Source organism: Halalkalibacter alkalisediminis (assembly GCF_028610705.1).
GTDB lineage: Bacteria > Bacillota > Bacilli > Bacillales > Bacillaceae_D > Halalkalibacter > Halalkalibacter alkalisediminis.
Map to the genome: position 1 here is coordinate 242,033 of NZ_JAQQWT010000001.1, position 24,618 is coordinate 266,650.

At 39.1% G+C, this 24,618-nt stretch carries 25 protein-coding genes and 1 other annotated feature; of the genes, 24 read left to right on the forward strand and 1 reads right to left on the reverse strand.

Features of this window, described 5'->3' with window-relative positions; translation table 11 throughout:
• The first annotated feature begins 9 nt into the window (after window positions 1-9).
• The 7 genes from sigE to PQ474_RS01220 all read left to right on the forward strand — a co-directional run bounded on the left by sigE (window position 10) and on the right by PQ474_RS01220 (window position 4,732).
• Complete coding sequence (sigE, locus tag PQ474_RS01190) at window positions 10-723, forward strand: RNA polymerase sporulation sigma factor SigE (RefSeq protein WP_035662472.1); 714 nt, start codon at window positions 10-12, stop codon at window positions 721-723.
• Window positions 724-1,152: 429 nt separating this feature from the next.
• Window positions 1,153-1,938 (forward strand): RNA polymerase sporulation sigma factor SigG, encoded by a 786-nt coding sequence (gene sigG / locus PQ474_RS01195; protein WP_227935736.1) that lies wholly within the window; start codon window positions 1,153-1,155, stop codon window positions 1,936-1,938.
• A 109-nt stretch (window positions 1,939-2,047) separates the two neighbouring features.
• Window positions 2,048-2,341: a YlmC/YmxH family sporulation protein gene (locus PQ474_RS01200; protein WP_273839793.1), complete on the forward strand. Its 294-nt coding sequence runs from the start codon at window positions 2,048-2,050 to the stop codon at window positions 2,339-2,341.
• 126 nt (window positions 2,342-2,467) lie between these two features.
• Window positions 2,468-3,292: a peptidoglycan editing factor PgeF gene (gene pgeF / locus PQ474_RS01205; RefSeq protein ID WP_273839794.1), complete on the forward strand. Its 825-nt coding sequence runs from the start codon at window positions 2,468-2,470 to the stop codon at window positions 3,290-3,292.
• 2 nt (window positions 3,293-3,294) lie between these two features.
• Window positions 3,295-3,975 carry a YggS family pyridoxal phosphate-dependent enzyme gene (locus tag PQ474_RS01210; RefSeq protein WP_273839796.1) on the forward strand — a complete coding sequence of 227 codons (681 nt, stop codon included), beginning with the start codon at window positions 3,295-3,297 and terminating at the stop codon, window positions 3,973-3,975.
• Between the two features lie 105 nt (window positions 3,976-4,080).
• Complete coding sequence (locus PQ474_RS01215) at window positions 4,081-4,455, forward strand: cell division protein SepF (RefSeq protein WP_390186149.1); 375 nt, start codon at window positions 4,081-4,083, stop codon at window positions 4,453-4,455.
• Window positions 4,456-4,468: 13 nt separating this feature from the next.
• Window positions 4,469-4,732 (forward strand): YggT family protein, encoded by a 264-nt coding sequence (locus tag PQ474_RS01220; protein WP_390186058.1) that lies wholly within the window; start codon window positions 4,469-4,471, stop codon window positions 4,730-4,732.
• 20 nt (window positions 4,733-4,752) lie between these two features.
• Here the strand turns inward: PQ474_RS01220 and PQ474_RS26285 are convergent, their stop codons facing one another.
• Window positions 4,753-4,926, reverse strand: a complete 174-nt coding sequence (locus PQ474_RS26285; RefSeq protein ID WP_337956294.1) for a hypothetical protein — start codon at window positions 4,924-4,926, stop codon at window positions 4,753-4,755.
• 35 nt (window positions 4,927-4,961) lie between these two features.
• Between PQ474_RS26285 and PQ474_RS01225 the strand changes: the two genes are divergently transcribed.
• From PQ474_RS01225 to PQ474_RS01305, 17 genes are all read left to right on the forward strand, one after another.
• A complete protein-coding gene (locus PQ474_RS01225; RefSeq protein WP_337956295.1) occupies window positions 4,962-5,525 on the forward strand; it encodes a YlmH family RNA-binding protein in 564 nt (187 codons plus the stop codon).
• Window positions 5,526-5,645: 120 nt separating this feature from the next.
• On the forward strand, window positions 5,646-6,131 hold the full coding sequence (locus PQ474_RS01230; RefSeq protein ID WP_273839800.1) for a DivIVA domain-containing protein: 486 nt from the start codon (window positions 5,646-5,648) through the stop codon (window positions 6,129-6,131).
• A 71-nt stretch (window positions 6,132-6,202) separates the two neighbouring features.
• Window positions 6,203-6,418, forward strand: a binding site (T-box leader).
• 142 nt (window positions 6,419-6,560) lie between these two features.
• On the forward strand, window positions 6,561-9,317 hold the full coding sequence (gene ileS, locus PQ474_RS01235; RefSeq protein ID WP_273839801.1) for an isoleucine--tRNA ligase: 2,757 nt from the start codon (window positions 6,561-6,563) through the stop codon (window positions 9,315-9,317).
• 303 nt (window positions 9,318-9,620) lie between these two features.
• The gene (locus tag PQ474_RS01240) at window positions 9,621-10,271 is read left to right on the forward strand and encodes a TraR/DksA C4-type zinc finger protein (RefSeq protein WP_273839803.1); all 651 of its coding nucleotides are present in this window, start codon (window positions 9,621-9,623) and stop codon (window positions 10,269-10,271) included.
• A 70-nt stretch (window positions 10,272-10,341) separates the two neighbouring features.
• Entirely contained in the window at window positions 10,342-10,809 is a 468-nt protein-coding gene (lspA, locus tag PQ474_RS01245; RefSeq protein ID WP_273839806.1) for a signal peptidase II, read from the forward strand.
• Window positions 10,809-11,723 (forward strand): RluA family pseudouridine synthase, encoded by a 915-nt coding sequence (locus PQ474_RS01250; protein WP_273839808.1) that lies wholly within the window; start codon window positions 10,809-10,811, stop codon window positions 11,721-11,723. Before lspA ends, PQ474_RS01250 begins: the two co-directional genes overlap by 1 nt.
• A 202-nt stretch (window positions 11,724-11,925) precedes the next feature.
• Entirely contained in the window at window positions 11,926-12,462 is a 537-nt protein-coding gene (gene pyrR, locus PQ474_RS01255) for a bifunctional pyr operon transcriptional regulator/uracil phosphoribosyltransferase PyrR (RefSeq protein WP_273839809.1), read from the forward strand.
• A gap of 125 nt (window positions 12,463-12,587) precedes the next feature.
• On the forward strand, window positions 12,588-13,883 hold the full coding sequence (locus PQ474_RS01260) for a solute carrier family 23 protein (RefSeq protein ID WP_273839811.1): 1,296 nt from the start codon (window positions 12,588-12,590) through the stop codon (window positions 13,881-13,883).
• 186 nt (window positions 13,884-14,069) lie between these two features.
• Window positions 14,070-14,978: an aspartate carbamoyltransferase catalytic subunit gene (locus tag PQ474_RS01265; protein WP_273839813.1), complete on the forward strand. Its 909-nt coding sequence runs from the start codon at window positions 14,070-14,072 to the stop codon at window positions 14,976-14,978.
• An 18-nt stretch (window positions 14,979-14,996) separates the two neighbouring features.
• Window positions 14,997-16,280 (forward strand): dihydroorotase, encoded by a 1,284-nt coding sequence (locus PQ474_RS01270; protein ID WP_273839815.1) that lies wholly within the window; start codon window positions 14,997-14,999, stop codon window positions 16,278-16,280.
• Window positions 16,277-17,365, forward strand: a complete 1,089-nt coding sequence (locus PQ474_RS01275) for a carbamoyl phosphate synthase small subunit (protein ID WP_273840286.1) — start codon at window positions 16,277-16,279, stop codon at window positions 17,363-17,365. The genes PQ474_RS01270 and PQ474_RS01275 overlap by 4 nt, the downstream gene beginning before the upstream one ends.
• Window positions 17,366-17,384: 19 nt before the next feature.
• Entirely contained in the window at window positions 17,385-20,576 is a 3,192-nt protein-coding gene (carB, locus tag PQ474_RS01280; RefSeq protein ID WP_273839817.1) for a carbamoyl-phosphate synthase large subunit, read from the forward strand.
• Between the two features lie 17 nt (window positions 20,577-20,593).
• A complete protein-coding gene (locus tag PQ474_RS01285; protein ID WP_273839819.1) occupies window positions 20,594-21,373 on the forward strand; it encodes a dihydroorotate dehydrogenase electron transfer subunit in 780 nt (259 codons plus the stop codon).
• On the forward strand, window positions 21,370-22,299 hold the full coding sequence (locus PQ474_RS01290) for a dihydroorotate dehydrogenase (RefSeq protein WP_273839820.1): 930 nt from the start codon (window positions 21,370-21,372) through the stop codon (window positions 22,297-22,299). The genes PQ474_RS01285 and PQ474_RS01290 overlap by 4 nt, the downstream gene beginning before the upstream one ends.
• Window positions 22,281-22,988, forward strand: coding sequence for an orotidine-5'-phosphate decarboxylase (gene pyrF, locus PQ474_RS01295; protein ID WP_273839822.1), 708 nt, complete (start codon window positions 22,281-22,283; stop codon window positions 22,986-22,988). The genes PQ474_RS01290 and pyrF overlap by 19 nt, the downstream gene beginning before the upstream one ends.
• A gap of 2 nt (window positions 22,989-22,990) precedes the next feature.
• Window positions 22,991-23,623 carry an orotate phosphoribosyltransferase gene (gene pyrE / locus PQ474_RS01300; protein ID WP_273839824.1) on the forward strand — a complete coding sequence of 211 codons (633 nt, stop codon included), beginning with the start codon at window positions 22,991-22,993 and terminating at the stop codon, window positions 23,621-23,623.
• A 27-nt stretch (window positions 23,624-23,650) separates the two neighbouring features.
• Entirely contained in the window at window positions 23,651-24,307 is a 657-nt protein-coding gene (locus PQ474_RS01305; protein WP_273839827.1) for a class I SAM-dependent methyltransferase, read from the forward strand.
• The last annotated feature ends 311 nt before the right edge of the window (window positions 24,308-24,618 follow it).

Consider the following 24,618-nt stretch of genomic DNA (forward strand, 5'->3'; position numbering starts at 1 on the left):
GCACACAACATGTTAAAACTAAAGTTAACCTTATTGTGGTACAAATTAATGTATCGATTAGGAATGAAGGCAGACGAGATTTATTACATAGGAGGAAGTGAAGCATTACCACCTCCACTTTCTAAAGAAGAAGAAGCGGTTCTATTAAAAAAATTGCCATCGGGAGATAAGGCAGTTCGTTCCATGCTTATTGAACGTAATTTAAGATTAGTTGTGTACATTGCACGAAAGTTTGAAAATACAGGAATTAACATTGAGGACTTAATTAGTATTGGAACAATTGGTTTAATCAAAGCGGTAAATACATTCAATCCAGAAAAGAAAATTAAATTAGCTACGTACGCATCAAGGTGTATTGAGAATGAGATTCTTATGTATCTGCGTAGAAATAACAAGACACGTTCAGAAGTATCTTTTGATGAACCATTGAACATTGATTGGGATGGAAATGAGCTCCTGTTATCGGATGTATTAGGAACAGAGGAAGATATCATCACAAGAGGAATTGAAGAAAAAGTAGATAGAAGGCTTTTAGTAAAAGCCCTTCATACTTTAAATGATCGTGAAAAACAAATTATGGAACTTAGGTTCGGACTAGCTGGAGACGAAGAAAAAACACAAAAAGATGTAGCTGACATGTTAGGGATCTCACAATCGTACATTTCGCGCTTAGAAAAAAGAATCATAAAACGACTACAAAAAGAATTTAATAAGATGGTGTAAGAGATTGTTCCAAAAGGTCGGTCTTAACCTTTTGGAACAATCTCGAAGCAGTGAGCGGAACCGTTGCCGGGTTTTAAGCCTTCTGAGTGATCTTCTCAGAAGGCGCGCAGCGTGAGGAGCCATTGCAAACTTGCACGCAGAAATTATGGCCAAAAGGTCGGTCTTAACCTTTTGGAACAATCTCGAAGCAGTGAGCGGAACCGTTGTAGGGTTAAAAGACTTTAAAATGTAGAGCGTTTAGAGGATTACGCTTGCTCAGTAAAATTTTTAGAAATAAACTTAAAAAAATTTTTTAAAACAAGTTATTTGTTGTCATATCATGCACGAGCCTTGTCAAGGGAAGATTTATTCGACAAGGCTCGTGCATATTTTTTCCTCCAGAGGAGATACTTTTCTTAGACATCATCTCCCGCGATAGGAGGGAAAGAATTGACACGAAATAAAGTTGAGATTTGCGGTGTAGATACCTCGAAGTTACCTGTTCTTAAGAACACAGAAATGCGTGATCTATTTCAGCGATTGCAAAGTGGTGAGACAAGTGCACGTGAAACATTAGTAAATGGGAATTTACGTCTGGTGCTAAGTGTTATCCAACGATTTAACAATCGCGGAGAATATGTGGACGACCTATTTCAAGTAGGTTGTATTGGTTTAATGAAGTCAATTGATAATTTTGATTTAAGCCAAAACGTAAAATTCTCTACATACGCGGTTCCTATGATCATAGGTGAAATCAGGCGCTATTTACGAGACAACAATCCGATCCGTGTCTCTCGTTCGTTGCGAGATATCGCTTATAAAGCGTTACAGGTACGTGATCAGATCATGTCCGAAAAGAAACGTGAGAAAGAACCTACTGTCCAAGAGATTGCCAAGGTATTAGATGTACCAAAGGAGGATGTTGTCTTTGCATTAGATGCTATACAAGATCCAGTATCTCTATTTGAGCCAATCTATAATGATGGCGGGGATCCGATATTTGTCATGGACCAAATTAGTGATGAGCGGAATAAAGATGTCAATTGGGTAGAAGAAATTGCTTTAAAGGAAGCGATGATTCGGTTAAATGATCGAGAGAAAATGATCTTGAATATGAGATTTTTTCAAGGGAAAACACAAATGGAAGTTGCGGATGAAATAGGGATATCTCAAGCTCAAGTATCTCGATTAGAAAAAGCAGCCATTCAACAAATGAATAAACATGCTCAAATATAATGAACGAGAGAATGACTTTAAGTCATTCTCTTTTTTCGTTCCTGCTCATAAAACGTATACAACCTCGCATATAGTAGAAGACGGACACTATGGGATGAGGTGGAAAAAAATGATAAAAATATCTGACCTACAAGTGAAAGATATTGTTAACATGGACAATGGAAAACGATTAGGACAATTAACTGATTTAGATATTAATTTATCAACCGGACAAATCGAAGCTTTAGTTATTAATGCTTCTGGTAAAATGATGGGGTTGTTTGGAAGAGATTCAGAGGAAATTATCATTCCGTGGAAAAACATTATCCGGATTGGATCTGATGTCATTTTAGTAGAAGTTCCTACAACATTCGAGAGAAAACCTTTGAAGTTTGAACCACCTTCGACACCAAGAAAACGATGATCGAAAAGAAAGTCGTTTCTTGTAACAATGAACCTGTGATAAAATAATGATAGACGAAGTTCGCAGATACCCAAAAAGATGCTTGTCCCTTTTGGATATCTGCGAAGCAATGAGGAGGTATGGAAAATGGAACCGTTTGTTCAAGAAACCAAACGATATTTATCCATAGAGCAGTGGATAGAGCATCAGCCACGCCTCGTTGCTGGTTTTACAACTAGAGAGGGTGGAAAAAGTCAAAGTCCTTTTAATAGTTTGAATATGGGATTTCATGTGGCAGACAATCCAAAAGATGTTTTAGAGAACAGATTTTTGTTGGCGAATGACATTCAAATTCCGCTAAGTAACTGGATAGGTTCGGAGCAGGTACATGAATCTACCGTCCGAAAAGTCGAAAAAAGTGATGCTGGTAGAGGTAGCGAAAATTTGGAGTCAGCTATTGCTCACACCGACGGTATATATACACTAGAACGTAATTTACTGCTGACTAGCTTATATGCTGATTGTGTGCCTTTATATTTTTATGCACCTTCATATGGAGCTGTTGGTCTAGCTCATGCTGGTTGGCGTGGTACTGTGCAAAATATTGGTGCGTCTATGGTAAAGCTCTGGCATGAAATAGAAGGAATTCCCCCTGAAGCTATTCAAGTTGCTATTGGCCCTTGCATAAGTCAGACGGCATATGAAGTAGATCAAAAAGTAATTGAAGAGATAGATCGGTGCTGGCCTAAACATTTAAATGATAGGCCTTATAAAAAGCAACTAAATAATAAATACTTACTTGATTTGCGTGAGGTTAATAAAGAGTTTGTCCTACAAGTTGGAATCAAACCTGATAATGTATTAGTTTCGTCAATCTGTACGGCTACAGATGCAAGAATGTTTTCGCACCGTGCTGAACATGGGAAAACGGGTAGAATGATGAGCTTTATTGGAGTTAGAGGTGGTGAATAACAATGTCTATTCAAGAAAGATTAAAAGAGATTGAAGAAAAAATTGAACATTCTTGTGAAAAAGTAGGACGTAACAGTGGTTCCGTTAAGATAATAGCGGTTACAAAATACGTTAGTCTAGAAACAACAAAACAAACACTAGATCACGGTTTAATACATATTGGTGAAAACCGCGCAGAGGGAGCAGTAGAAAAGTGGGATGCCTTACATGATAGAGGAATTTGGCATTTCATTGGTTCTTTACAAACACGAAAAGTAAAACACATTATAGGTAAATATGAGTACTTACACTCTTTAGATAGACTTTCTCTAGCTGAAGAAGTGGACAAGCGATTAGAGTCAGGGGAAAAGATGAAATGCTTTGTCCAAGTAAATGTTTCAGGAGAGGAATCGAAGGCGGGACTTTCTCCTGGCGATGTTCATTCGTTTATCGCCCAATTATCTCAGTTTAAAGGCATACAAGTTGTTGGTTTAATGACAATGGCCCCTTTTGTTGAGGACCCTGAATTAACTCGTCCTGTGTTCAATCAATTAAGACAATTAAGGGATGAAGTACAAGCTTTACATTTAGAACATGCGCCGTGTACAGAGCTTTCGATGGGGATGTCTAATGATTTTACAGTGGCTGTTGAAGAAGGGGCTACTTTTATCAGACTTGGTTCGGCACTAGTAGGACGAGAATAAAAGCTTGAGAGGAGAATATATATGGGCATGAAATCAAGATTTAAACGTTTTTTTGAACTAGAAGATGAATATGAAGAAGTTGAAGAATATGTTGATGATCGTTTTATGAATGAGGATAATGAACCGAAACGTCGTTCAAGAAGTCAACAGCTAAAGCAACAGCCAGCGGTTACCCCTCAAAATGTAGTTAGTCTACAAAGTGTTCAAAAAGGTACAAAAGTAATTTTACTTGAGCCACGAACATACGATGAGGCCCAAGAAATAGCTGATCATCTGAAAAATCGTAAAGCCGTTATTATCAATTTACAACGAATTTCTTACGATCAAGCAAAGCGCATAGTCGATTTTTTAAGTGGAACAGTGTATGCTATTGGTGGGGATATACAAAAAATTGGTACTGACATCTTTCTTTGCACACCTGATAACGTAGACGTATCAGGTACCATTACAGAAATGATGAAAGAGCATTTTGAAGCATAGTAGAAGGTGGTGAATGTTTTTGCAGTTAATCGGTGGATTACTTTATAATGCGATTTATATTTATTCTTTTTTCATTATTGGTTATATTTTAATGTCATGGTTTCCTAACGCACGTGAATCTTCCATAGGACAATTCATTGGAAGAATCGTAGAACCATATCTCGAACCATTTAGAAAATTTGTCCCTCCACTTGGAATGATTGATTTATCTCCTATCGTAGCAATTATTGTTTTACGTTTAGCCGGAGGTGGCGTGCGAGCCCTGTTTGGTATTTAACAGTTAGGAGTGAGCAACAATTAGTATTTATCAGCACTTTCGTGAGGAAGAGCGTCCATTTGTCGATCAAGTGCTCGAATGGCAAGAGGCAGTTGCTGTTCGCCACTTGGAGCGGTTAAGTGACTTTCTTGATCCGAGACAACAACAAATTGTTCGAGGAATAATTGGACATGATGATGATGTGAGCCTCTCATTTTCGGGAGGCTCTCGTTATGCAGAGCGATGTCGCATGCGGTTAGTACCCTCGTATTTAGAAACAGCGATAGAAGATTATCAATTAACTTTATTTGACATAGTCTATCCTTCTAAATTTGTTACATTAGAACATCGAGATGTTCTGGGTGCCATGATGAACCTTGGAGTAAAAAGAGAAAAGTTTGGTGACATCTTTCTTAGTGAGGAAACAACTCAAATAGTCGTTGCTACTGAGATAGCCGATTATGTAGAATTGAACTTACAAACAATTGGAAAAGCTACCGTTCGATTGAATCGAATTTCATTATCTGAGCACATTAAGCCTAAAGATGAATGGGATGAAGTGACTGTAACCGCTTCTTCTATGAGATTGGACGTTGTTATTGCACAAATGTACAAGCTTTCACGAACAAAAGTCACTCCATTAATTGAAAAAGGATTAGTGAAGGTAAACTGGAAAGTAGTCGACAAAACGGACTTCTTGATTGCAGAGGGCGATTACCTATCTGTTCGTCATTATGGACGGTCAAAAGTCTTGGCTATTGAGGGTATGACGAAAAAAGAGAAATATCGATTACGTTTAGGACGTAAACGATAAGAAAAAATAAAAAAAATGAAGGATTTATGCCATTCTTGTCGAAATAAGACAACAACGTTAATTTTTTCTTCAACTTAGAGTACTTAATATTAACGAGACTACAACATGGAGGTGGCTAACATGCCTTTGACCCCTTTAGATATCCATAATAAAGAATTTACAAAAGGATTTCGAGGATATGATGAAGATGAGGTTAATGAGTTCCTAGATCAAGTGATAAAAGACTATGAAGCGGTGCTTCGTGAAAAAAAGGAACTTTTTGAACAAGTGACGGACCTCGATGAAAAGCTTGGTCATTTCAAAAACATCGAAGAGACTTTGAATAAATCGATTTTAGTTGCACAAGAAGCGGCTGAAGAAGTTAGAAGAAATGCTCAAAAAGAAGCGCAATTAATTGTTAAAGAAGCGGAAAAAAATGCTGATCGTATTATTAATGATGCTTTGTCAAAGTCAAGAAAAGTAATGATGGATATGGAAGAATTAAAGAAACAGGCATCTGTTTATAAAATGCGTTTTAAAATGTTGATTGAAGCACAGTTAGAAATGCTACAAACAGATGATTGGGACGAGGTTACGAAAGAAGAGGAAGCTTTTGAGGAACGTTAGTAGTTCGATTTTTACTTACTGACTTGCACTTCTTCGTGGGCTATCATATAATGATACTCATTAAAATATATGTTAAGACGATGATAGGGACGAGTACAGTGTAGCAAGCGTGTAAAGCGATTCAGGGATGGTGTAAGCCTGATCACGTTCACATTGGAAAATCACCCTTTAGTTTTGCACTGAAGTATAAAGTAGGCTGCAACGATTCATTCACGTTACGAATTACGAGTGGAAAGGTATATCCTTTTCAACAGGGTGGTACCACGGGTTAACTTCTCGTCCCTTTTTTAGGGAGAGGAGTTTTTTTGTGTTTTAGTGATGAATTCTCATGCACTTAAACATTTGATTTAGTGAATACCCAAAATGTGAAATGAGGTATCCTTTTGCTATTCAAATTTTTTAGTAGGCTATCCTTAGGAGGAAGAAAAGATGGATTATAAAGACACATTATTAATGCCAAAAACAGAATTTCCAATGAGAGGGAATTTACCAAATCGTGAGCCAGAAAGACAAGGAAAATGGGCTGAGATGGATATCTATAAAAAGGTACAAGAGCGAACGTCGGGTCGTCCTTCTTTTGTTTTGCATGATGGTCCTCCATATGCGAATGGGGATATCCATATGGGACACGCGCTTAATAAAATTTTGAAAGATTTTATTGTTCGTTATAAATCAATGAGTGGGTTTAATGCTCCTTACGTCCCGGGTTGGGATACACATGGTTTGCCAATTGAAACAGCTCTAACGAAAAGTGGGAAAGTTAACCGTAAATCAATGAGTGTTGCTGAGTTTCGTAAACTTTGTGAAGAATACGCTAGACAACAGATTGATCGACAACGTGAACAGTTTATTAGACTAGGTGTTCGAGGTGATTGGTGGAACCCATATGTTACGTTAGATAAATCATATGAGGCTCAACAAATTAAAGTGTTTGGTGAAATGGCTAAAAAAGGCTTTATTTATAAAGGGAAAAAACCAGTATACTGGTCTCCTTCTTCTGAATCAGCTCTTGCTGAAGCTGAAATTGAATATCAAGATAAGCGTTCAGCATCTATATATGTTGCTTTTAATGTGAGTGAAGGAAATGGCGTCTTAGATGGTGATGAGAAAATGATTATCTGGACAACAACGCCATGGACCATTCCAGCTAACTTAGGGATCGCTGTTCATCCTGAGCTAGATTATAATGTTGTGTTAGTAAACGATCAAAAGTATGTCGTAGCAGCTGGTTTGCAAGAAGCACTTGAAAAAGAATTCGATTGGGAAAACTCAGAAGTGTTAAAAACTGTAAAAGGTGCAGAATTAGAATTTGTAAAAGCGGTACATCCTCTTTACGGACGTGAGTCATTGGTTATGTGTGGAGAGCATGTAACGTTAGATGCTGGTACTGGTTGTGTTCATACTGCTCCTGGACACGGTGAAGAAGACTTTATCGTCGGTCAAAAGTATGGTTTAGATGTTCTTTGTCCGGTTGATGATAAAGGAAATATGACGGCGGAAGCTCCTGGATTTGAAGGGTTATTCTACGATGCTGCCAACAAGCCTATCACAGAAAAACTTGAAGAAGTAGGCGCATTAATGAAATTAACGTTTATTACTCATTCATACGCGCATGACTGGCGTACAAAAAAACCAGTCATTTATCGTGCGACTGCTCAATGGTTTGCTTCCATTGAAAACTTCCGTAATGAGTTGTTAGCAGCAATTGAAGAAGTGGAGTGGGTTCCAAAATGGGGAGAAACTCGTCTATTCAACATGGTTCGTGACCGCGGTGATTGGTGTATTTCACGCCAACGTGCATGGGGAGTACCGATTCCTGTATTTTATGGTGAAGATGGAGAGCCAATTATCACTGATGAAACGATTGATCACGTATCATCGCTTTTCCGCGAACATGGCTCAAACATTTGGTTTGAGTGGGATACCGATCAATTGTTACCAGAAGGATTTACATCTGAACATAGTCCAAATGGAACTTTCACACGTGAGATGGATATTATGGATGTGTGGTTTGACTCAGGTTCTTCTCACCAAGCGGTCTTAGAAGAACGTGATGATCTAGTTCGCCCTGCTGATTTATATTTAGAAGGGTCGGATCAATACCGTGGCTGGTTTAACTCATCTCTTTCAACTAGTGTTGCCGTTACAGGTAAGTCTGCTTATAAAGGGATTTTAAGTCATGGTTTTGCTCTAGATGGTCAAGGCCGTAAAATGAGTAAGTCTATTGGGAATGTAGTAGTTCCTAATGACGTTATGAAACAATTAGGTGCAGATATTCTTCGTCTATGGGTTGCTTCTGTTGATTATCAGGCAGATGTACGTGTATCCGATAAAATATTAAAACAAGTATCAGAATCATATCGTAAAATTCGTAATACATTCCGTTTCTTATTAGGGAATTTACATGATTTTGATCCAAAAACAAATTATGTAACAGATCTAAAAGGTGTAGATCTTTTCATGGTCGTCAAGTTGAATGAAGTCGTTGAAAAGGTGAAGGAAGCCTATGATCAATATCAATTTTCAACGGTGTACCATGCGATCCATAATTTCTGTACCATTGATTTAAGTTCTTTCTATATGGATTTAGCTAAGGACACTCTTTATATTGAACATGCGGATCATCCAAATCGCCGTGCGATTCAAACGGTTATGTATGACGTGCTTGTCGCTCTTACAAAGTTAGTGTCTCCTATTTTAAGTCATACCGCAGATGAAGTTTGGGAACATATTCCGGGTGTAAGTGAGGAGAGCGTGCAACTTACCGATATGCCTGAGGGGAAAACGTTCGGTGATGTTGGAGAGTTAAAAGCAAAATGGAGTCATTTTATGGCTGTAAGAGATGATGTTTTAAAAGCTCTCGAACAAGCGAGAAATGACAAGAAAATTGGTAAATCACTCACGGCGTCCATTACGTTATACACAAGTGGAGAGGTTCGTACCCTTCTTGGCTCTATTCCGGCTCTTGAGAAGTTGTTTATTGTTTCTCATGTGGAACTCGCTGGAGAAGCGAACGAAGCCCCTGAAGAGGCAGTGACGTTTGAACAATTAGCGATTGTTGTTCAACCTGCTGACGGAGAAACATGTGAACGTTGCTGGGTTGTATCAACATCTGTTGGTACACATGAAGAACATGTTGGCTTATGCTCATCATGTGCGGATACAGTTACAAAATACTATGTATAAGAATGCTGAACCACTGTTTAATACAGTGGTTTTTTAATTATGTATTAAAAATGAGATAGATAAAAAAGCGTTTCCTAGAAGCATGAGGATAATTTGGAGGTAATCGCTCCACACACTATCCGCTGACCTACAAGAAGCCTATTTGTCGTTCACTTTAAAGAACAAGCAGTTCCACTCATTGCTTTAAAGACGGCTAGCTTCTTTTTTATGCTGTTAAAAGTTGTGTTGGCTACATCTGCTTTACATGGTCACAATAAGGAATGAGCGTCTATAGACGTGAGTTGTTAGTTAGGGGGAGATGAAATGACCGATTATACAAAGATAAAACAATCACTTGAGGAACGGTTGAAGATAGTGGATGAACGAATTAATCACCATTTTAAAGAGGAGCAAAGTCGTACATTGTCTTTTTCTACAGGTGAATTGTCTCAATATGATAACCATCCAGCTGATGCTGCGACTGACCTTTATGAGCGTGAAAAGGACTTTGCGTTACTGGAACAGCTTGAAAGAGAACATGAAGAAATTGAGCATGCATTAGAAAAGTTTAATCAAGGAACGTTTGGTATTTGTGAGGTTACTGGAAAAACGATCCCATACGAACGATTAGAAGCTAGCCCAGCAGCTCGTACTGTTGTTGAAGTAGTTGATAATCGCATCACCGATGGAAGACCTTCAGAAGAAGCGGTATTAGGAGGTTTTAGAAAGTATAATTTTGATCAAGATGATGATGAAACCGAATTTGATGCAGAGGATGCTTACCAATCTGTTGCTAAATTTAATGAATTACCAATGGTATTTGAAGATTCTTCTCTAGAAGAGACAGGGGAGCTAATTGGTTACGTTGAGCAAATTGAAGGATTTTTATCCACTGGGATTGAAGGCTATACTGGTGATGAAGATGTTGTTTTTCAGCGAAATGTCCATTACGATCAATACTTGAACGGAAAGTAGGGGGCTATCCCCCTCTTTTTGTGCTATAATGCTATTCATGGAAAGATGTGGACGAGATCGGGGGATGACGATGAAGTATTATATGATAGCATTGGTTGTTTTAGTTATTGATCAAATTAGTAAGTGGATAGTAGATACGCAAATGGTGATTGGGGAGAGAATTACGCTAATTGAGAGAGTTCTTTATTTTACATCTCATCGAAATAAAGGAGCTGCTTTTGGGATTCTTCAAGGTCAGATGTGGTTTTTCTATATTGTTACAATCATTGTTATAGTCGGTATTGTTTATTACATGCAAAAAGAGGCGAAGAATAGTGCGTTGTTTGGTGTATCATTAGCCCTTATCTTGGGTGGAGCGGTCGGAAATTTCATTGATCGTTTGTTCCGAGGAGAAGTAGTAGACTTCGTTGATACATATATATTCGGTTATAATTTTGCAATCTTTAATGTGGCTGATGCAGCTCTTTGTATCGGTGTAGGCCTGTTATTTATAAAAATGATTCAAGATGAACGTCAACAAAAGAAGGAGCCAAAGTAATGGAAAGTTTTGAATGGAAAGTAACACCTGAGCAAAAAAGTACACGAATTGATAAGTTGATCACTACTTTAAATGAAAATTGGTCACGTACCCAAGTGCAAATTTGGATTAAAGAAGGCCATCTTAAAGTGAATGATAGTGAAGTGAAAACGAACTATAAAGTGGAAACTGGTGATGTTATTACTCTAGATATCCCAGATCCAGAGGAACTAGAAGTAGTCGCAGAAAATATTCCTTTAGATATAGCTTACGAAGATGAAGATGTGATTGTTGTTAATAAACCTAGAGGGATGGTCGTTCATCCAGCACCAGGTCATTCCTCTGGTACGCTTGTTAATGCTTTAATGTATCATTGTAAAGACTTATCTGGAATTAACGGTGTGATAAGACCTGGAATCGTTCACCGAATAGACAAAGATACATCTGGATTAATTATGGTCGCTAAAAATGACCATGCGCATGAATCTTTAGTTGAGCAATTAAAGGCAAAGACAACGCGTAGATTATATAAAGCAGTGGTACATGGAGTCATTCCACATGAGATTGGAACAATTGATGCTCCAATTGGTCGCGATAAAAAAGATCGACAAAGCATGACTGTAACAGAGGAGAATAGTCGTGACGCTGTGACTCATTTTACAGTGCTTGAGACTTTTGATAATCATACGTATGTGCAATGTGAATTAGAGACGGGTAGAACTCATCAAATTCGGGTCCATATGAAATACATTGGATATCCTTTAGTAGGAGATCCCAAATACGGACCGAAAAAGAAAATGTTTGATATCGAAGGACAAGCTTTGCATGCTGCGGTTTTAGGTTTTGTTCATCCCCGTACAGAAGAAGAAGTTGTATTTGAAGCGCCTCTTCCTGAAGAGATGGAGAATCTGTTACACCTTCTTCGTACAAAATAAAGGTTGACAGCGCGAAACTTGTCGGTCATACTATAAAAGAATTTAATAGTCCTTTAACTACAGTCCCGTGAGGCTGAGAAGGAAAACGGAAAGAATTACAGGCAATAGATCTGTCTGTATTCGCTTGCGTCACTACCTCTCATGTCTAAATGGACAGAGAGGTTTTTTCGTTTTCTAGAGATTGATGATGGAGGTGGAAAAAATGTCGAGAGTGATTTTAGATGAGCAGGCTATACGACGAGCAACAACACGAATTGCCCATGAGATTATTGAACACAATAAAGGAATCGATAATTGTGTTTTGATCGGAATCAAAACTCGTGGGATTTACCTAGCAAAACGGTTAGCTGAAAGAATTGAACAAATCGAAGGTGCAACAATTCCAGTCGGAGAAATTGACATTACACTTTATCGTGATGATCTAACGGTGAAATCGAGTAATAAAGAACCGATCATACAAGGAACCGATATTCCGGTCGATATTAGAGATCGAAAAGTCATTCTAGTGGATGATGTCCTTTATACAGGTAGAACGGTAAGAGCTGGACTTGATGCCTTAGTTGATATAGGTAGACCTGAGCAAATTCAATTAGCTGTTCTAATTGATCGTGGCCACCGAGAGTTGCCAATTAGACCAGATTATGTAGGGAAAAATGTGCCTACATCTAAAAGCGAAAAAATTGTGGCTAAACTAAGTGAAGTTGATAAGACTGATGAAGTCACAATTGAACAAAAATAATAAGACATCTCTTTAAATTAGTCCTGTGAGGCTAATAAGAGGTTCGCATGACTGGATACGACAGGTCATGTCGGCCTCTTTGCCTACGCAAAGAGGTTTTTCTATAAGTACTAGGAGGAAGAATCATGTCATCTAGAGTAAAAGAAGTGGGAATTAGAGAAATACCAAGGTTTGATAAATGGATCGTATTTAGTTTACAGCACTTATTCGCCATGTTTGGAGCAACGATTCTGGTTCCTTATTTAGTAGGGTTAAGCCCAGCAGTTGCTTTACTATCAAGTGGGTTAGGGACACTTGCTTACCTTCTTATTACAAGAGGTCAAATACCAGCTTACTTAGGTTCATCTTTTGCTTTCATAGGTCCTATCATCGCTGCAACAGCAACGAATGGCCCTGAAGGCGCGATGGTCGGTAGTTTCTTGGCAGGACTTGTATATGGACTTGTTGCCCTTTTAATAAAGACAAGCGGAGTGAATTGGATTATGAAAATCCTTCCTCCAATCGTCGTTGGGCCAGTAATTATCGTAATCGGTTTAGGGTTGGCACCTGTCGCTATTGATATGGCGATGAATAATCCTGCTACAGGAACATACAGTTCTTCGTTTTTCGCTGTAGCATTTATTACATTATTAATCACGATTCTAGCTACCATGTTCTTTAAAGGATTCTTTAGTCTTGTTCCAATCATGTTTGGAATTATTGGAGGGTATATAACCGCAATCTTCTTTGGACTCGTAGATTTCTCACCTGTCCAAGAAGCAAAATGGTTTGCCTTACCAGATGTTATCGTTCCATTCGTCACCTACACACCAGTGTTCTCTTGGCAGATTGTTGCCATTATGGTGCCGATTGCGATTGTCACACTAGCAGAACACATCGGTGACCAAATGGTGTTAAGCAAAGTAGTTGGAAAGAACTTCATTAAGGAACCAGGTTTACATCGCTCCATTCTTGGCGATGGAGCAGCAACTGTCATTGCATCACTAATGGGTGGTCCACCTAATACAACTTATGGAGAAAACATCGGAGTACTTGCCATTACAAGAGTGTTTAGTGTGTTTGTGATTGCAGGTGCAGCCGTCTTAGCATGTACCTTTGCTTTCATTGGTAAGTTTGCAGCGTTCATCTCGACGATCCCAACAGCCGTAATGGGTGGTGTATCAATCCTTCTATTCGGGGTTATTGCTTCCTCTGGATTAAGAATGCTTATTGATAATGAAATTAATATAGGATTAAAACGAAATTTAATCATTTCATCGGTTATCTTAGTCATCGGAATTGGTGGAGCCTTTATTCAAGTCAACGAAAATGTTCAAATACCAGGTATGGCTCTAGCAGCCATTATTGGAATCATTCTTCATCAGATCTTACCAGAGAAACAAGAAAGCTACGGAAAGAAACCGATGTTCCAAGCAGATTAATTTAGACCCTTTTAACGAGGTACAGAGAGACTTCAAAGGGGATAAGGATTCAGGAAGAAGTGTGTATAGCATCTCTTTTGGTACCTTATACCCTGGGAGGACTCCTTCTCAGGGTTTTTCTTTATAAAAACGTGTTCGTTCAACTTAAACTTGTACATATTAACAAAATGAGGAGGCTGGTTTTGAATGATGACAATGACTGAACAAGAAGCAATCAAAGGGGAACTACTTACATTAGAAACAATGTCAACAGTCGAAATTTCAACTATTTTACAAGAGGCTGAGCATTTTGCACAAGGAAAGCAATGGAAAGTAGACAAAGATTTATTTATCGCAAACTTATTTTTTGAGCCAAGTACACGAACTAGATATAGCTTTGAAGTTGCAGAAAAGTTGTTAGGTCTCCATGTCTTGTCTTTCTCTGAGGAAAATTCAAGTGTTCAAAAGGGTGAATCGTTGCTAGATACGGTTAAAACGTTTGAAGCTATTGGAGCCAACGCCCTTGTCATCAGACATCCAGAGAATAATTATTTTAAAGAAATTCGTGGAAAAATTTCTATTCCAATCATTAACGGTGGTGATGGAAGTGGGCATCATCCAACCCAGTCGTTGTTAGATCTTCTTACCATCCAACAAGAATTCGAGCGTTTTTCTGGTTTGAATATCGTGATAGTAGGAGATCTTCGCCATAGTCGTGTCGCTAGGTCTAATGCAGACGTCTTAACACGTCTAGGAGCTAAAGTGAAAATTGCTGGGCCAAGAGAATGGATGGCTGGATTTGATACAACATACGAACACGTGTCATTAGATGACACACTTCTTGAGTGTGATGTTGTAATGCTACTTAGAATCCAGCATGAACGCCATGATGGATCAATGGAGTGGTCAAAAGAGGGGTATCATCAGCAATTTGGGTTAACGCTAGAACGGGAAAAACGAATGAAGAAAGAAGCGATTATTTTGCACCCAGCTCCAGTGAACAGAGGGGTAGAGCTAGCAAGTGAATTAGTGGAATGTGATCGTTCTAGAATTTTTAAACAAATGAAAAATGGTGTTGCTGTTAGAAGAGCGGTTGTCAAAAGAGCTTTAACTTAAATAGAGGGGGAAATGGTTATGACATTGAAACTGCAAGGTGGATTAATCTTAGATGGTAATGGAGAATTGGTTGAAAAGGATGTTTACATTATAGATGGTAAAATTAGTTTTACTGCACCGAACTCTACAGATGACTTAAAAGTTGTTGAGATACAAGGGAAATTAGTATCAGCTGGACTTGTCGATGCTCATGTTCATTTGCGTGAACCAGGTGGCGAGCAAAAAGAAACCATTGAAACAGGAACATTAGCTGCAGCAGCAGGCGGTTTTACAACTATAGCAGCAATGCCAAATACTAGACCAGTACCTGACACAAAAGAGCAAATGGAGTGGATGCAAGAAAAAATTAAGACAACAGGCCATGTTCGTGTACGACCATATGCTTCCATTACGACAAGACAGCTTGGAAAAGAATTGACAGATTTTAAAGCTCTTAAAGAGGCAGGAGCCTTTGCTTTCACAGATGACGGGGTGGGTGTTCAATCAGCTGACATCATGCTTCAAGCCATGAAAAAAGCAGCAGAAGTGAATATGGCGGTTGTCGCTCACTGTGAAGAAGATACACTAATTCATGGTGGATGTGTACATGAAGGGAAATTTTCAGCAGAACATAATCTACCAGGTATTCCATCTGTATGTGAGTCTGTTCATATTGCACGGGATGTTTTATTAGCAGAAGCTGCAGGAGCACACTACCATGTATGTCATGTTAGTACAAAGGAATCGGTCCGAGTCATTAGAGATGCGAAAAAAGCTGGAATTAACGTTACCGCTGAAGTTTCCCCACATCACCTATTACTTTGTGAGGATGACATTCCTGGGCTTGATCCAAACTTTAAAATGAATCCTCCATTAAGAGCGAAAGAGGACCAAGCAGCTTTATGGGAAGGATTGCTTGATGGAACGATTGATTTTATCGCAACAGACCATGCGCCGCACACCGAAGAGGAAAAAGCACAAGGGATGGAACGAGCACCACTTGGCATTGTTGGGTTGGAAACGGCTTTCCCTCTTCTTTATACACATTTAGTTAAAGCGGAAAAAGCAACACTTAAGCAGTTAGTTGATTGGTTAACAATAAAACCAGCTAAAACATTCGGACTACAATCAGGAGTACTTGAAGAAGGCGCACTTGCTGATATTACGGTCATTAATCTGGAAGAAGAGCGCGCAATTGATAAAGAAACATTTCTTTCTAAAGGAAAAAATACGCCATTTAACGGCTGGGTTTGCCAAGGTTGGCCAGTATATACATTTGTAGATGGAAAACTTGTATGGGAGAAAGGAAAGGTGACAGTATGAAGCGTCAATTAATTTTAGAAGATGGAACGATTTTTGTAGGAAATGGATTTGGAGCAGATAAAGAAATGAGTGGAGAAGTCGTTTTTAATACAGGAATGACTGGATATCAAGAGATTTTATCTGATCCGTCTTATTGTGGTCAAATTGTAACGATGACGTACCCGTTAATTGGAAATTACGGAATTAATCGTGATGATTTTGAATCAATTACTCCAGCTATTAATGGTTTTATTGTAAAAGAATATGAGCCAGAACCAAGTCACTGGCGTGAAGAAGAGTCACTTGATACTCTTCTACGTGCGAAGGATATTCCTGGACTTTCGGGGATAGATACACGTAAGCTGACGCGCTTAATAAGAGAACAAGGTACTTTCCGTGGACGCATTTGTTCATTAGAAGTTGACGCAAATGCTGTTATTGAAGAGTTGAAACAAACAACATTTGTAAAAGATCAAGTACATCGAGTATCTACCAAAGATCCATACCATGCCCCAGGAAGAGGAAACAGAGTCGTTCTTCTTGATTTTGGGATGAAGCACGGCATCCTTCAAGAATTAATTACAAGACAGTGCGATGTTGTTGTCGTTCCATATAACACAACTGCAGAAGAGATTTTACGACTAAATCCTGATGGAATCATGTTAAGTAATGGACCTGGGGATCCGGTAGATGTTCCTGGTGCCATTGATACGATAAAAGGATTGCTTGGAAAAGTGCCAGTGTTTGGAATCTGTCTCGGACATCAGCTATTAGCTTTGGCATGTGGAGCAACGACAAGTAAATTGCAATTTGGTCACCGTGGTTCTAACCACCCTGTTCGGGAGATTTCAACAGGAAAAATAGCGATTACAGCTCAAAATCATGGGTATACAGTAGATCTTGACTCATTAGAGGGAACGAACCTCGAATTAACACATGTGGCTGTTAATGATGGTACAGTTGAAGGACTTAGACATGTTGAGTATCCAGCATTTTGCGTACAGTATCATCCAGAAGCGTCACCAGGTCCACACGATGCGAATGATTTATTTGATGCATTTGTAACGATGATGGAAACAGAAAAAAAAGCAACTGTGCACGCCTAAACGAGGGGAGACAAGAAAAATGGGTAGACGTAATGATATTAATAAAATTTTAGTTATAGGATCTGGTCCAATCGTGATTGGCCAGGCTGCAGAATTTGACTATGCCGGAACGCAAGCATGTCAAGCTTTAAAAGAAGAGGGCTATGAGGTTATTTTAATTAATTCGAACCCTGCAACAATTATGACAGATACAACGATGGCGGATCGTGTATATATTGAACCAATCACATTAGACTTCGTAAGTCGTATTATTCGAAAAGAACGTCCTGATGGAATTGTAGCCACTCTAGGTGGACAAACAGGACTTAATATGGCAATGGAGCTTGAAGAAGCTGGAATCCTTGAAAGATTCAATATTGAATTACTTGGTACGGATCTTAATGCGATCAAGAAAGCAGAAGATCGTGATTTATTTAGAACATTAATGCATGAATTAAATCAACCGGTTCCTGAGAGTGAAATCGTTCATACACTTGAAGAAGCAGAGCAGTTTGTTCAAACTGTCGGCTACCCTATTATCGTGCGCCCTGCGTATACACTAGGTGGAACGGGTGGAGGAATTGTCCATGACGAAGAGCAATTACGTGAGATTGTGACAAGTGGACTTAAATACAGCCCAGTGACACAGTGTTTAATCGAGAAAAGTATTGCCGGATTTAAAGAAGTAGAATATGAAGTGATGCGTGACGCAAAAGATCAAGCGATTGTTGTTTGTAACATGGAAAACTTCGATCCAGTTGGGGTCCATACTGGAGACTCAATTGTAGTAGCACCGAGTCAAACATTAACAGACCGCGATTACCAACGCTTACGTAATGCTTCATTAACCATCATTCGTGCATTAGGAATTGAAGGTGGTTGTAACGTACAATTTGCTCATGATGCAGATAGTGACCAATACTACATTATCGAAGTAAATCCACGTGTAAGTCGTTCATCAGCGCTTGCATCAAAAGCAACAGGATATCCAATTGCGAAAATGGCTGCAAAAATTGCTGTAGGTTATAGTTTAGATGAGTTAATGAATCCAATTACTGGAAAAACATATGCTAGCTTTGAACCAGCTTTAGATTATGTCGTATCGAAAATTCCTCGTTGGCCATTTGATAAATTTGAAGCGGCGAATCGCTCTTTGGGTACACAAATGAAAGCTACCGGTGAAGTTATGGCCATTGGCCGGAATTTAGAAGAATCTCTTCTCAAGGCTGTTCGTTCTTTAGAGGCTGGTTATGATCATATTTATGATGCAAAAATTGCGAAGCTTGAAACAGAAGACTTACTGAAGCGAATTCAAAAAGCGGACGATGAAAGATTATTTGAGTTAGCAGAGTTACTTAGAAGAGGGGAAGAGGTTCAAACACTTTGTGAATTAACAAAGATCGATCGTTTCTTTATGCAGAAATTAGCACGAATTATTGCAATAGAACAAGAATTAACTGAATCTCCGAATGACCTTGAACTTCTACAAAAAGCAAAAGAACGTGGTTTCTCAGACATCGCTATCGCTAGATTATGGAATCAAGAAGAGCGCATGATTTGGGATGTCCGTAAAGAAAACAATATTCGCCCCGTATACAAAATGGTGGATACTTGTGCAGCCGAATTTGAATCGGAAACTCCATATTTTTATGGTACTTACGAAGAAGAAAATGAAGCGATGCAAACAGACAAGAAAAGCATTTTAGTTCTAGGATCTGGTCCAATTCGGATCGGTCAAGGAATAGAATTTGATTATGCAACGGTTCACACAGTTTGGGCTATTAAAGAGGCAGGGTATGAAGCGATTATTATTAACAATAACCCAGAAACGGTTTCAACTGACTTTAGTACGTCAGATAAGCTTTATTTTGAACCATTAACGGTTGAGGATGTTATGCATATTTTTGAGCAAGAACAGCCAGAAGGAGTCATTGTTCAGTTTGGTGGGCAAACGGCGATCAATTTAGCAGGAGAACTTGAAGCCCGAGGTGTTCCAATTATCGGAACATCACTGGAAAGCATGGACCTTGCTGAAGATCGCGATAAGTTTGAACAAAAGCTTCTTTCATTAGATATTCCGCAGCCTTTGGGGCGCACAGCAACTTCAGTTGAAGGGGCGATTGAGATTGCAAATAGAATTGGTTATCCAGTTCTTGTACGTCCTTCTTACGTACTTGGTGGACGTGCGATGGAAATCGTCTACAAAGAAGAAGAGCTTCTTAACTATATGACAAACGCAGTAAATGTAAATCCGAAGCATCCTGTACTTGTTGACCGTTATTTAACTGGAAAAGAGCTTGAAGTAGATGCAATTTCCGATGGAGAAAATGTCTTTATTCCTGGAATTATGGAACATATTGAGCGAGCTGGTGTTCACTCTGGAGATTCGATTGCGGTCTATCCTCCTCAAACAGTTCCTGAAGAGTTAAAGCAAAAATTAATTGATCGTACAATTGCAATTGCAAGAGGATTGAAAATTATTGGGTTACTAAACATTCAATTCGTTTGGCATAAAGATGAAGTATATGTGCTTGAAGTGAATCCGCGCTCAAGTCGTACCGTTCCATTTTTAAGTAAGATTACTGGCGTGCCAATGGCCAACCTTGCAACAAAAGTGATGCTTGGCCAAACGTTACCACAGTTAGGTTATGAAACAGGTTATCAGCCTGAGGCTAAAGAAGTTTCCGTTAAAGTACCAGTGTTTTCATTCGCTAAACTTCGTCGTGTTGACATTACACTTGGACCTGAGATGAAATCTACAGGAGAAGTTATGGGAAGAGATGTTACATTAGAAAAAGCCCTTTATAAAGGCTTGGTCGCATCAGGTATGAGTATTCCAACTCATGGTTCCGTCTTGTTCACTGTTGCTGATAAAGATAAAGGTGAAGCATTGAGTTTAGTTGAACGTTTCCATGCACTTGGGTTTGATATTATGGCAACTGCAGGTACAGCTAGTTATATTAAGGATGCGAATATCCCTGTTACAGTTGTAAATAAAATTGGTGAGGAAAAACCTCATCTATTAGATGTCATTCAGCAGGGACAAGCTCAATTTGTCATTAATACATTGACTCGTGGAAAACAACCAGCACGTGATGGTTTCCGAATCCGTCGTGAAGCGGTTGAAAATGGTGTGGTGTGTTTAACGTCAATTGATACTGCCGAAGCACTTTTAAGAGTACTTGAGTCAATTACGTTTTCTTCTGAAAGTATGCCACAAATGCAATTGTAAAGAGAGGTGGAGGGACTATGATAAAAAAAGATTGGCTAACAATTAGCAAACAAGAGACCATTGCAGCGAACATCATGGAATTAACATGTTCAGGACCTCTTGCTAAACAAATGACAGAACCAGGACAATTCTTACATTTACGTGTAGATTCTGGTGATGATCTTTTGCTTAGAAGACCGATCAGCATCTGTGATGTTAACGTGGAGAAAGAAACCGTCACAATGCTCTATCGTGTCGAAGGAAAGGGGACGAGACGTCTTTCCCTCAAACAAGAAGGGGAAAAGATTGATGTTCTCGGTCCACTTGGAAATGGGTTTCCATTAGACGCTACCGAACGAGGAGAGACTGCTATCCTCGTCGGTGGCGGCATCGGTGTCCCTCCTCTTTATTACTTATCAAAGCAATTAAAAAATCGTGGAGTTAATGTCATTCATGTACTTGGTTTTCAAAGTAAAGAAAATGTTTTCTATGAAAAGGAATTTTCAGAACTTGGTGAGACATATGTTGTCACTGCAGATGGGACTTATGGCGAAAAAGGATTTGTTACTGATGTAATCAAAGAAAAACAGCTTTCCTTTGACACCATGTATACGTGTGGACCAACTCCCATGCTTTCCGCTCTACAATCGACTTATAGTGATAGAAGATTGTTTCTATCTCTTGAAGAGCGAATGGGTTGTGGAGTAGGAGCATGCTTTGCCTGTGTTTGTCATGTTGTAGGCGATGAAACAGGAACAAGTTATCGTAAAGTCTGTACAGATGGTCCAGTCTTTCCGGTAGGGGAGGTTGTGCTATGAGTCGATTAAAGGTTGAATTACCAGGTCTTTCAATGAGAAATCCAATTATGCCTGCTTCAGGGTGTTTTGGTTTCGGAAAAGAATATGCAAATTATTTTGATCTCGAACTACTAGGTGCCATTGCGATAAAAGCAACAACAGCCGAAGCGCGCTTTGGAAATCCTACACCTCGTGTGGCGGAGACGACAGCGGGTATGCTAAATGCAATTGGTTTGCAAAATCCGGGTCTTGTTGGGGTTATGAATAAAGAATTGCCGTGGCTAAGTCAATTTAACACACCCATTGTGGCAAATGTAGCGGGAACTGAAATTGCGGATTACGTGGAAACGACAGCTAAGCTTTCAAAAGTAGAAAATGTCCATGCGATTGAATTAAATATCTCTTGTCCGAATGTAAAGCAAGGAGGAATTGCTTTTGGTACGATTCCTCATGTAGCTGCTGAGTTAACGAGAGAAGTGAAAAATGTTTCAGATAAACCTGTTTATGTAAAGCTTTCTCCAAATGTGGCTGATATTATTGAGATCGCACGTGCCGTAGAAGAGGCTGGTGCAGATGGTTTATCAATGATCAATACGTTACTTGGAATGAGAATTGATTTACGTAAGAGAAAACCGATTTTAGCAAATGGATATGGCGGACTTTCTGGTCCAGCAATTAAGCCAGTAGCCATTCGAATGATTCATCAAGTAAGTCAGGCAGTTGACATTCCGATCATCGGAATGGGCGGGGTTCAAACAGCTGAAGATGTGGTTGAATTTATGCTAGCTGGTGCAAGTGCAGTCGCGGTCGGAACGGCGAATTTCACCGACCCATTTGTTTGTCCAACGATTATTGATGAGTTACCAGGATTATTAGATGAACTTGGAGTCGATAAAGTGACTGACTTAATTGGAGGGAGCTGGAAAACATGCAACGTCCATTTATAATTGCTTTAGATTTAGATGACAGGGCCAAAAGACTTTCTTTACTTGAACAACTGAAGGGTGAATCTCTTTTTGTTAAAGTAGGGATGGAGTTGTTTTACCGAGAAGGCAGACAAGTCATTGAAGAGTTAAAAAATGAAGGTCATCGAATTTTTCTCGATTTGAAATTACATGATATTCCGAATACGGTGCAAAGGTCGATGAGGGAACTAGCTAGTTTGGATATTGATATTGTCAATGTCCATGCTGCTGGCGGTAAAAAAATGATGAGTGCAGCTCGTGAAGGGTTAGAGCAAGGAACCATTGCTAGTAAAAAGCGCCCACTATTAATTGCTGTTACTCAACTAACAAGTACAGATGAATTGACGATGCAAAATGAATTACTGATTAGACAACCGCTTAATGAAGTGGTTCGTTCTTACGCCTCTTTTGCAAAAGAGAGCGGAGTTGATGGCGTTGTGTGTTCCGCCAAAGAAGTACCGCTTATTCACGAAGTGTGTGGAGATACCTTTTACACAGTATGTCCAGGCATCCGCAGGTTGGAGGACGCTCTAGGCGACCAAAAACGTGTCGTTACACCAGGCCAAGCAAGAGAATTAGGTTGTTACGGAATTGTAGTAGGAAGAAGCATTACAAATGCAATGAATCCATTTGAAGTATATCAAGCCATGAAACAAGATTGGGAGGGGTAATAATGAAAGAACAAATTGCGAGTCATTTATTAGATATAGGGGCTGTTCATCTGCAACCAACCAATCCATTTACTTGGACATCTGGTATTAAATCACCTATTTACTGTGATAATCGATTAACTCTTTCCTATCCTAATGTTAGAAAAGACATAATTGCAGGTTTTGTAGAAATGTTGAAAAATAAAGAGGTCGACGTGATTGCCGGAACAGCAACAGCAGGAATTCCGCATGCTGCTTTGCTTGCAGAGGCAATGGACTTACCAATGATTTATGTAAGAGGTAGCGCCAAAGGTCACGGAAAGCAAAATCAAATTGAAGGTAAGATTGAAAAAGGACAAAAAGTTGTCTTGGTTGAGGATCTCATTTCTACTGGCGGCAGTGTTATTCAAGCCGCTGAAGCACTAAAAGAGAGTGGAGCGGAAGTGGTTGCGGTCGTCGCTATTTTTACATACGAGTTTCAAAAAGCGTATGATGCACTTGAAGAAGCTAGTCTGCCAACTCACGTTCTAACTTCTTATTCAACGCTTTTAAATGTTGCAAAGGAAAAAGGAACGATTACAGCAGACCAGGTAGAACGTTTGAACGAGTGGCGTAAAGATCCAACTTCTCAAGCTTGGATGACTGAACAAGTATAATCGTACCAGCAACAAAAGGGGGATGTCATGAGAAAGATGACTGGAACTGACTTTGATAACCTCGTTGAATATTTTGACGCAATGGCACAAACGAATTGGTTAGCAGCCGTCCATGATCAATTGAAGAATTTATCTGGTAGTTGGAATAACAAAAAAATTCTTGACATCGGCTGTGGAACAGGACGTTTACTTGAGCGTGGTAAGGGAGAGGCTATTCAACTGATTGGAGTTGATCTCTCAAAGGAGATGATCGAGAAAAGTAAGGATTTATTTGCTCATCAAACAGACTCAACTGAAAGTTTATTTGAAGTTGCAGATGCCTATGACTTACCTCTTAGCGCTAATTATGTAGATGTAGCAATATCAACTTGTGTCATGTTTCTTCTCCCTGAACCAGAAAAAGGATTAGCAGAAATGAGACGAGTAGTAAAAGTGGGTGGAGTTATTTCCATGTTAAATCCTTCTCCGAAGATGAGTCCGGAAACGGCAGATCAATATGCAAAAAAACATGACTTATCTGGTTTTGAGAGTGAATCATTATTGATGTGGTCAAATGTTTCAACGAAGCGTCACCGCTATTCGAACACTGATTTAAATCACGTATTGACAAGCTTGGGTATGTCAAAGATTCAACATACCGCTGTTTTAGATGGATTGGCAACGATAACTGTAGCCGTAAAATAATTAAATATTAATAGAGGCTAGCGAAAAAGGTCCGTTTTACCCTTTTCACTAGCCTGTTTTTTATAAGTAGGAAGCATAAAACTAAAACGGATTACAAGATGTGTTTCTATGAAGTTGGAAAACCTAGTCGAGGGTGGTAATGGCTCAACACGGTTGCCGGGTTATTCGATAAAAAAATACTTTCATTAGACTTAAAGAAAGTATTTTTTTCTAGAAAAGACCGATCTGCTGTTTTTCTCTGTAACGAACATGATAGGCAAAGTTCTTTTTTGCAGAAATAAAGGGTGAATCCTGCACAAACGTCACCCTTA

Bases quoted from the DNA above. Each gene is read 5' to 3' on its own strand.
- ileS (WP_273839801.1), top strand. From the start codon at position 6,561: ATGGATTATAAAGACACATTATTAATGCCAAAAACAGAATTTCCAATG.
- PQ474_RS01240 (WP_273839803.1), top strand. From the start codon at position 9,621: ATGACCGATTATACAAAGATAAAACAATCACTTGAGGAACGGTTGAAG.
- PQ474_RS01250 (WP_273839808.1), top strand. From the start codon at position 10,809: ATGGAAAGTTTTGAATGGAAAGTAACACCTGAGCAAAAAAGTACACGA.
- PQ474_RS01220 (WP_390186058.1), top strand. From the start codon at position 4,469: ATGTTTTTGCAGTTAATCGGTGGATTACTTTATAATGCGATTTATATT.
- pyrF (WP_273839822.1), top strand. From the start codon at position 22,281: ATGCAACGTCCATTTATAATTGCTTTAGATTTAGATGACAGGGCCAAA.
- PQ474_RS01215 (WP_390186149.1), top strand. From the start codon at position 4,081: ATGAATGAGGATAATGAACCGAAACGTCGTTCAAGAAGTCAACAGCTA.
- pyrE (WP_273839824.1), top strand. From the start codon at position 22,991: ATGAAAGAACAAATTGCGAGTCATTTATTAGATATAGGGGCTGTTCAT.
- PQ474_RS01230 (WP_273839800.1), top strand. From the start codon at position 5,646: ATGCCTTTGACCCCTTTAGATATCCATAATAAAGAATTTACAAAAGGA.
- pgeF (WP_273839794.1), top strand. From the start codon at position 2,468: ATGGAACCGTTTGTTCAAGAAACCAAACGATATTTATCCATAGAGCAG.
- PQ474_RS01285 (WP_273839819.1), top strand. From the start codon at position 20,594: ATGATAAAAAAAGATTGGCTAACAATTAGCAAACAAGAGACCATTGCA.
- PQ474_RS01305 (WP_273839827.1), top strand. From the start codon at position 23,651: ATGAGAAAGATGACTGGAACTGACTTTGATAACCTCGTTGAATATTTT.
- PQ474_RS01275 (WP_273840286.1), top strand. From the start codon at position 16,277: ATGAAGCGTCAATTAATTTTAGAAGATGGAACGATTTTTGTAGGAAAT.
- PQ474_RS01200 (WP_273839793.1), top strand. From the start codon at position 2,048: ATGATAAAAATATCTGACCTACAAGTGAAAGATATTGTTAACATGGAC.
- lspA (WP_273839806.1), top strand. From the start codon at position 10,342: ATGAAGTATTATATGATAGCATTGGTTGTTTTAGTTATTGATCAAATT.
- PQ474_RS01290 (WP_273839820.1), top strand. From the start codon at position 21,370: ATGAGTCGATTAAAGGTTGAATTACCAGGTCTTTCAATGAGAAATCCA.
- PQ474_RS01225 (WP_337956295.1), top strand. From the start codon at position 4,962: ATGCGGTTAGTACCCTCGTATTTAGAAACAGCGATAGAAGATTATCAA.
- PQ474_RS01210 (WP_273839796.1), top strand. From the start codon at position 3,295: ATGTCTATTCAAGAAAGATTAAAAGAGATTGAAGAAAAAATTGAACAT.
- PQ474_RS01265 (WP_273839813.1), top strand. From the start codon at position 14,070: ATGATGACAATGACTGAACAAGAAGCAATCAAAGGGGAACTACTTACA.
- PQ474_RS01270 (WP_273839815.1), top strand. From the start codon at position 14,997: ATGACATTGAAACTGCAAGGTGGATTAATCTTAGATGGTAATGGAGAA.
- pyrR (WP_273839809.1), top strand. From the start codon at position 11,926: ATGTCGAGAGTGATTTTAGATGAGCAGGCTATACGACGAGCAACAACA.
- PQ474_RS26285 (WP_337956294.1), bottom strand. From the start codon at position 4,926: ATGAGAGGCTCACATCATCATCATGTCCAATTATTCCTCGAACAATTT.
- carB (WP_273839817.1), top strand. From the start codon at position 17,385: ATGGGTAGACGTAATGATATTAATAAAATTTTAGTTATAGGATCTGGT.
- sigE (WP_035662472.1), top strand. From the start codon at position 10: ATGTTAAAACTAAAGTTAACCTTATTGTGGTACAAATTAATGTATCGA.
- PQ474_RS01260 (WP_273839811.1), top strand. From the start codon at position 12,588: ATGTCATCTAGAGTAAAAGAAGTGGGAATTAGAGAAATACCAAGGTTT.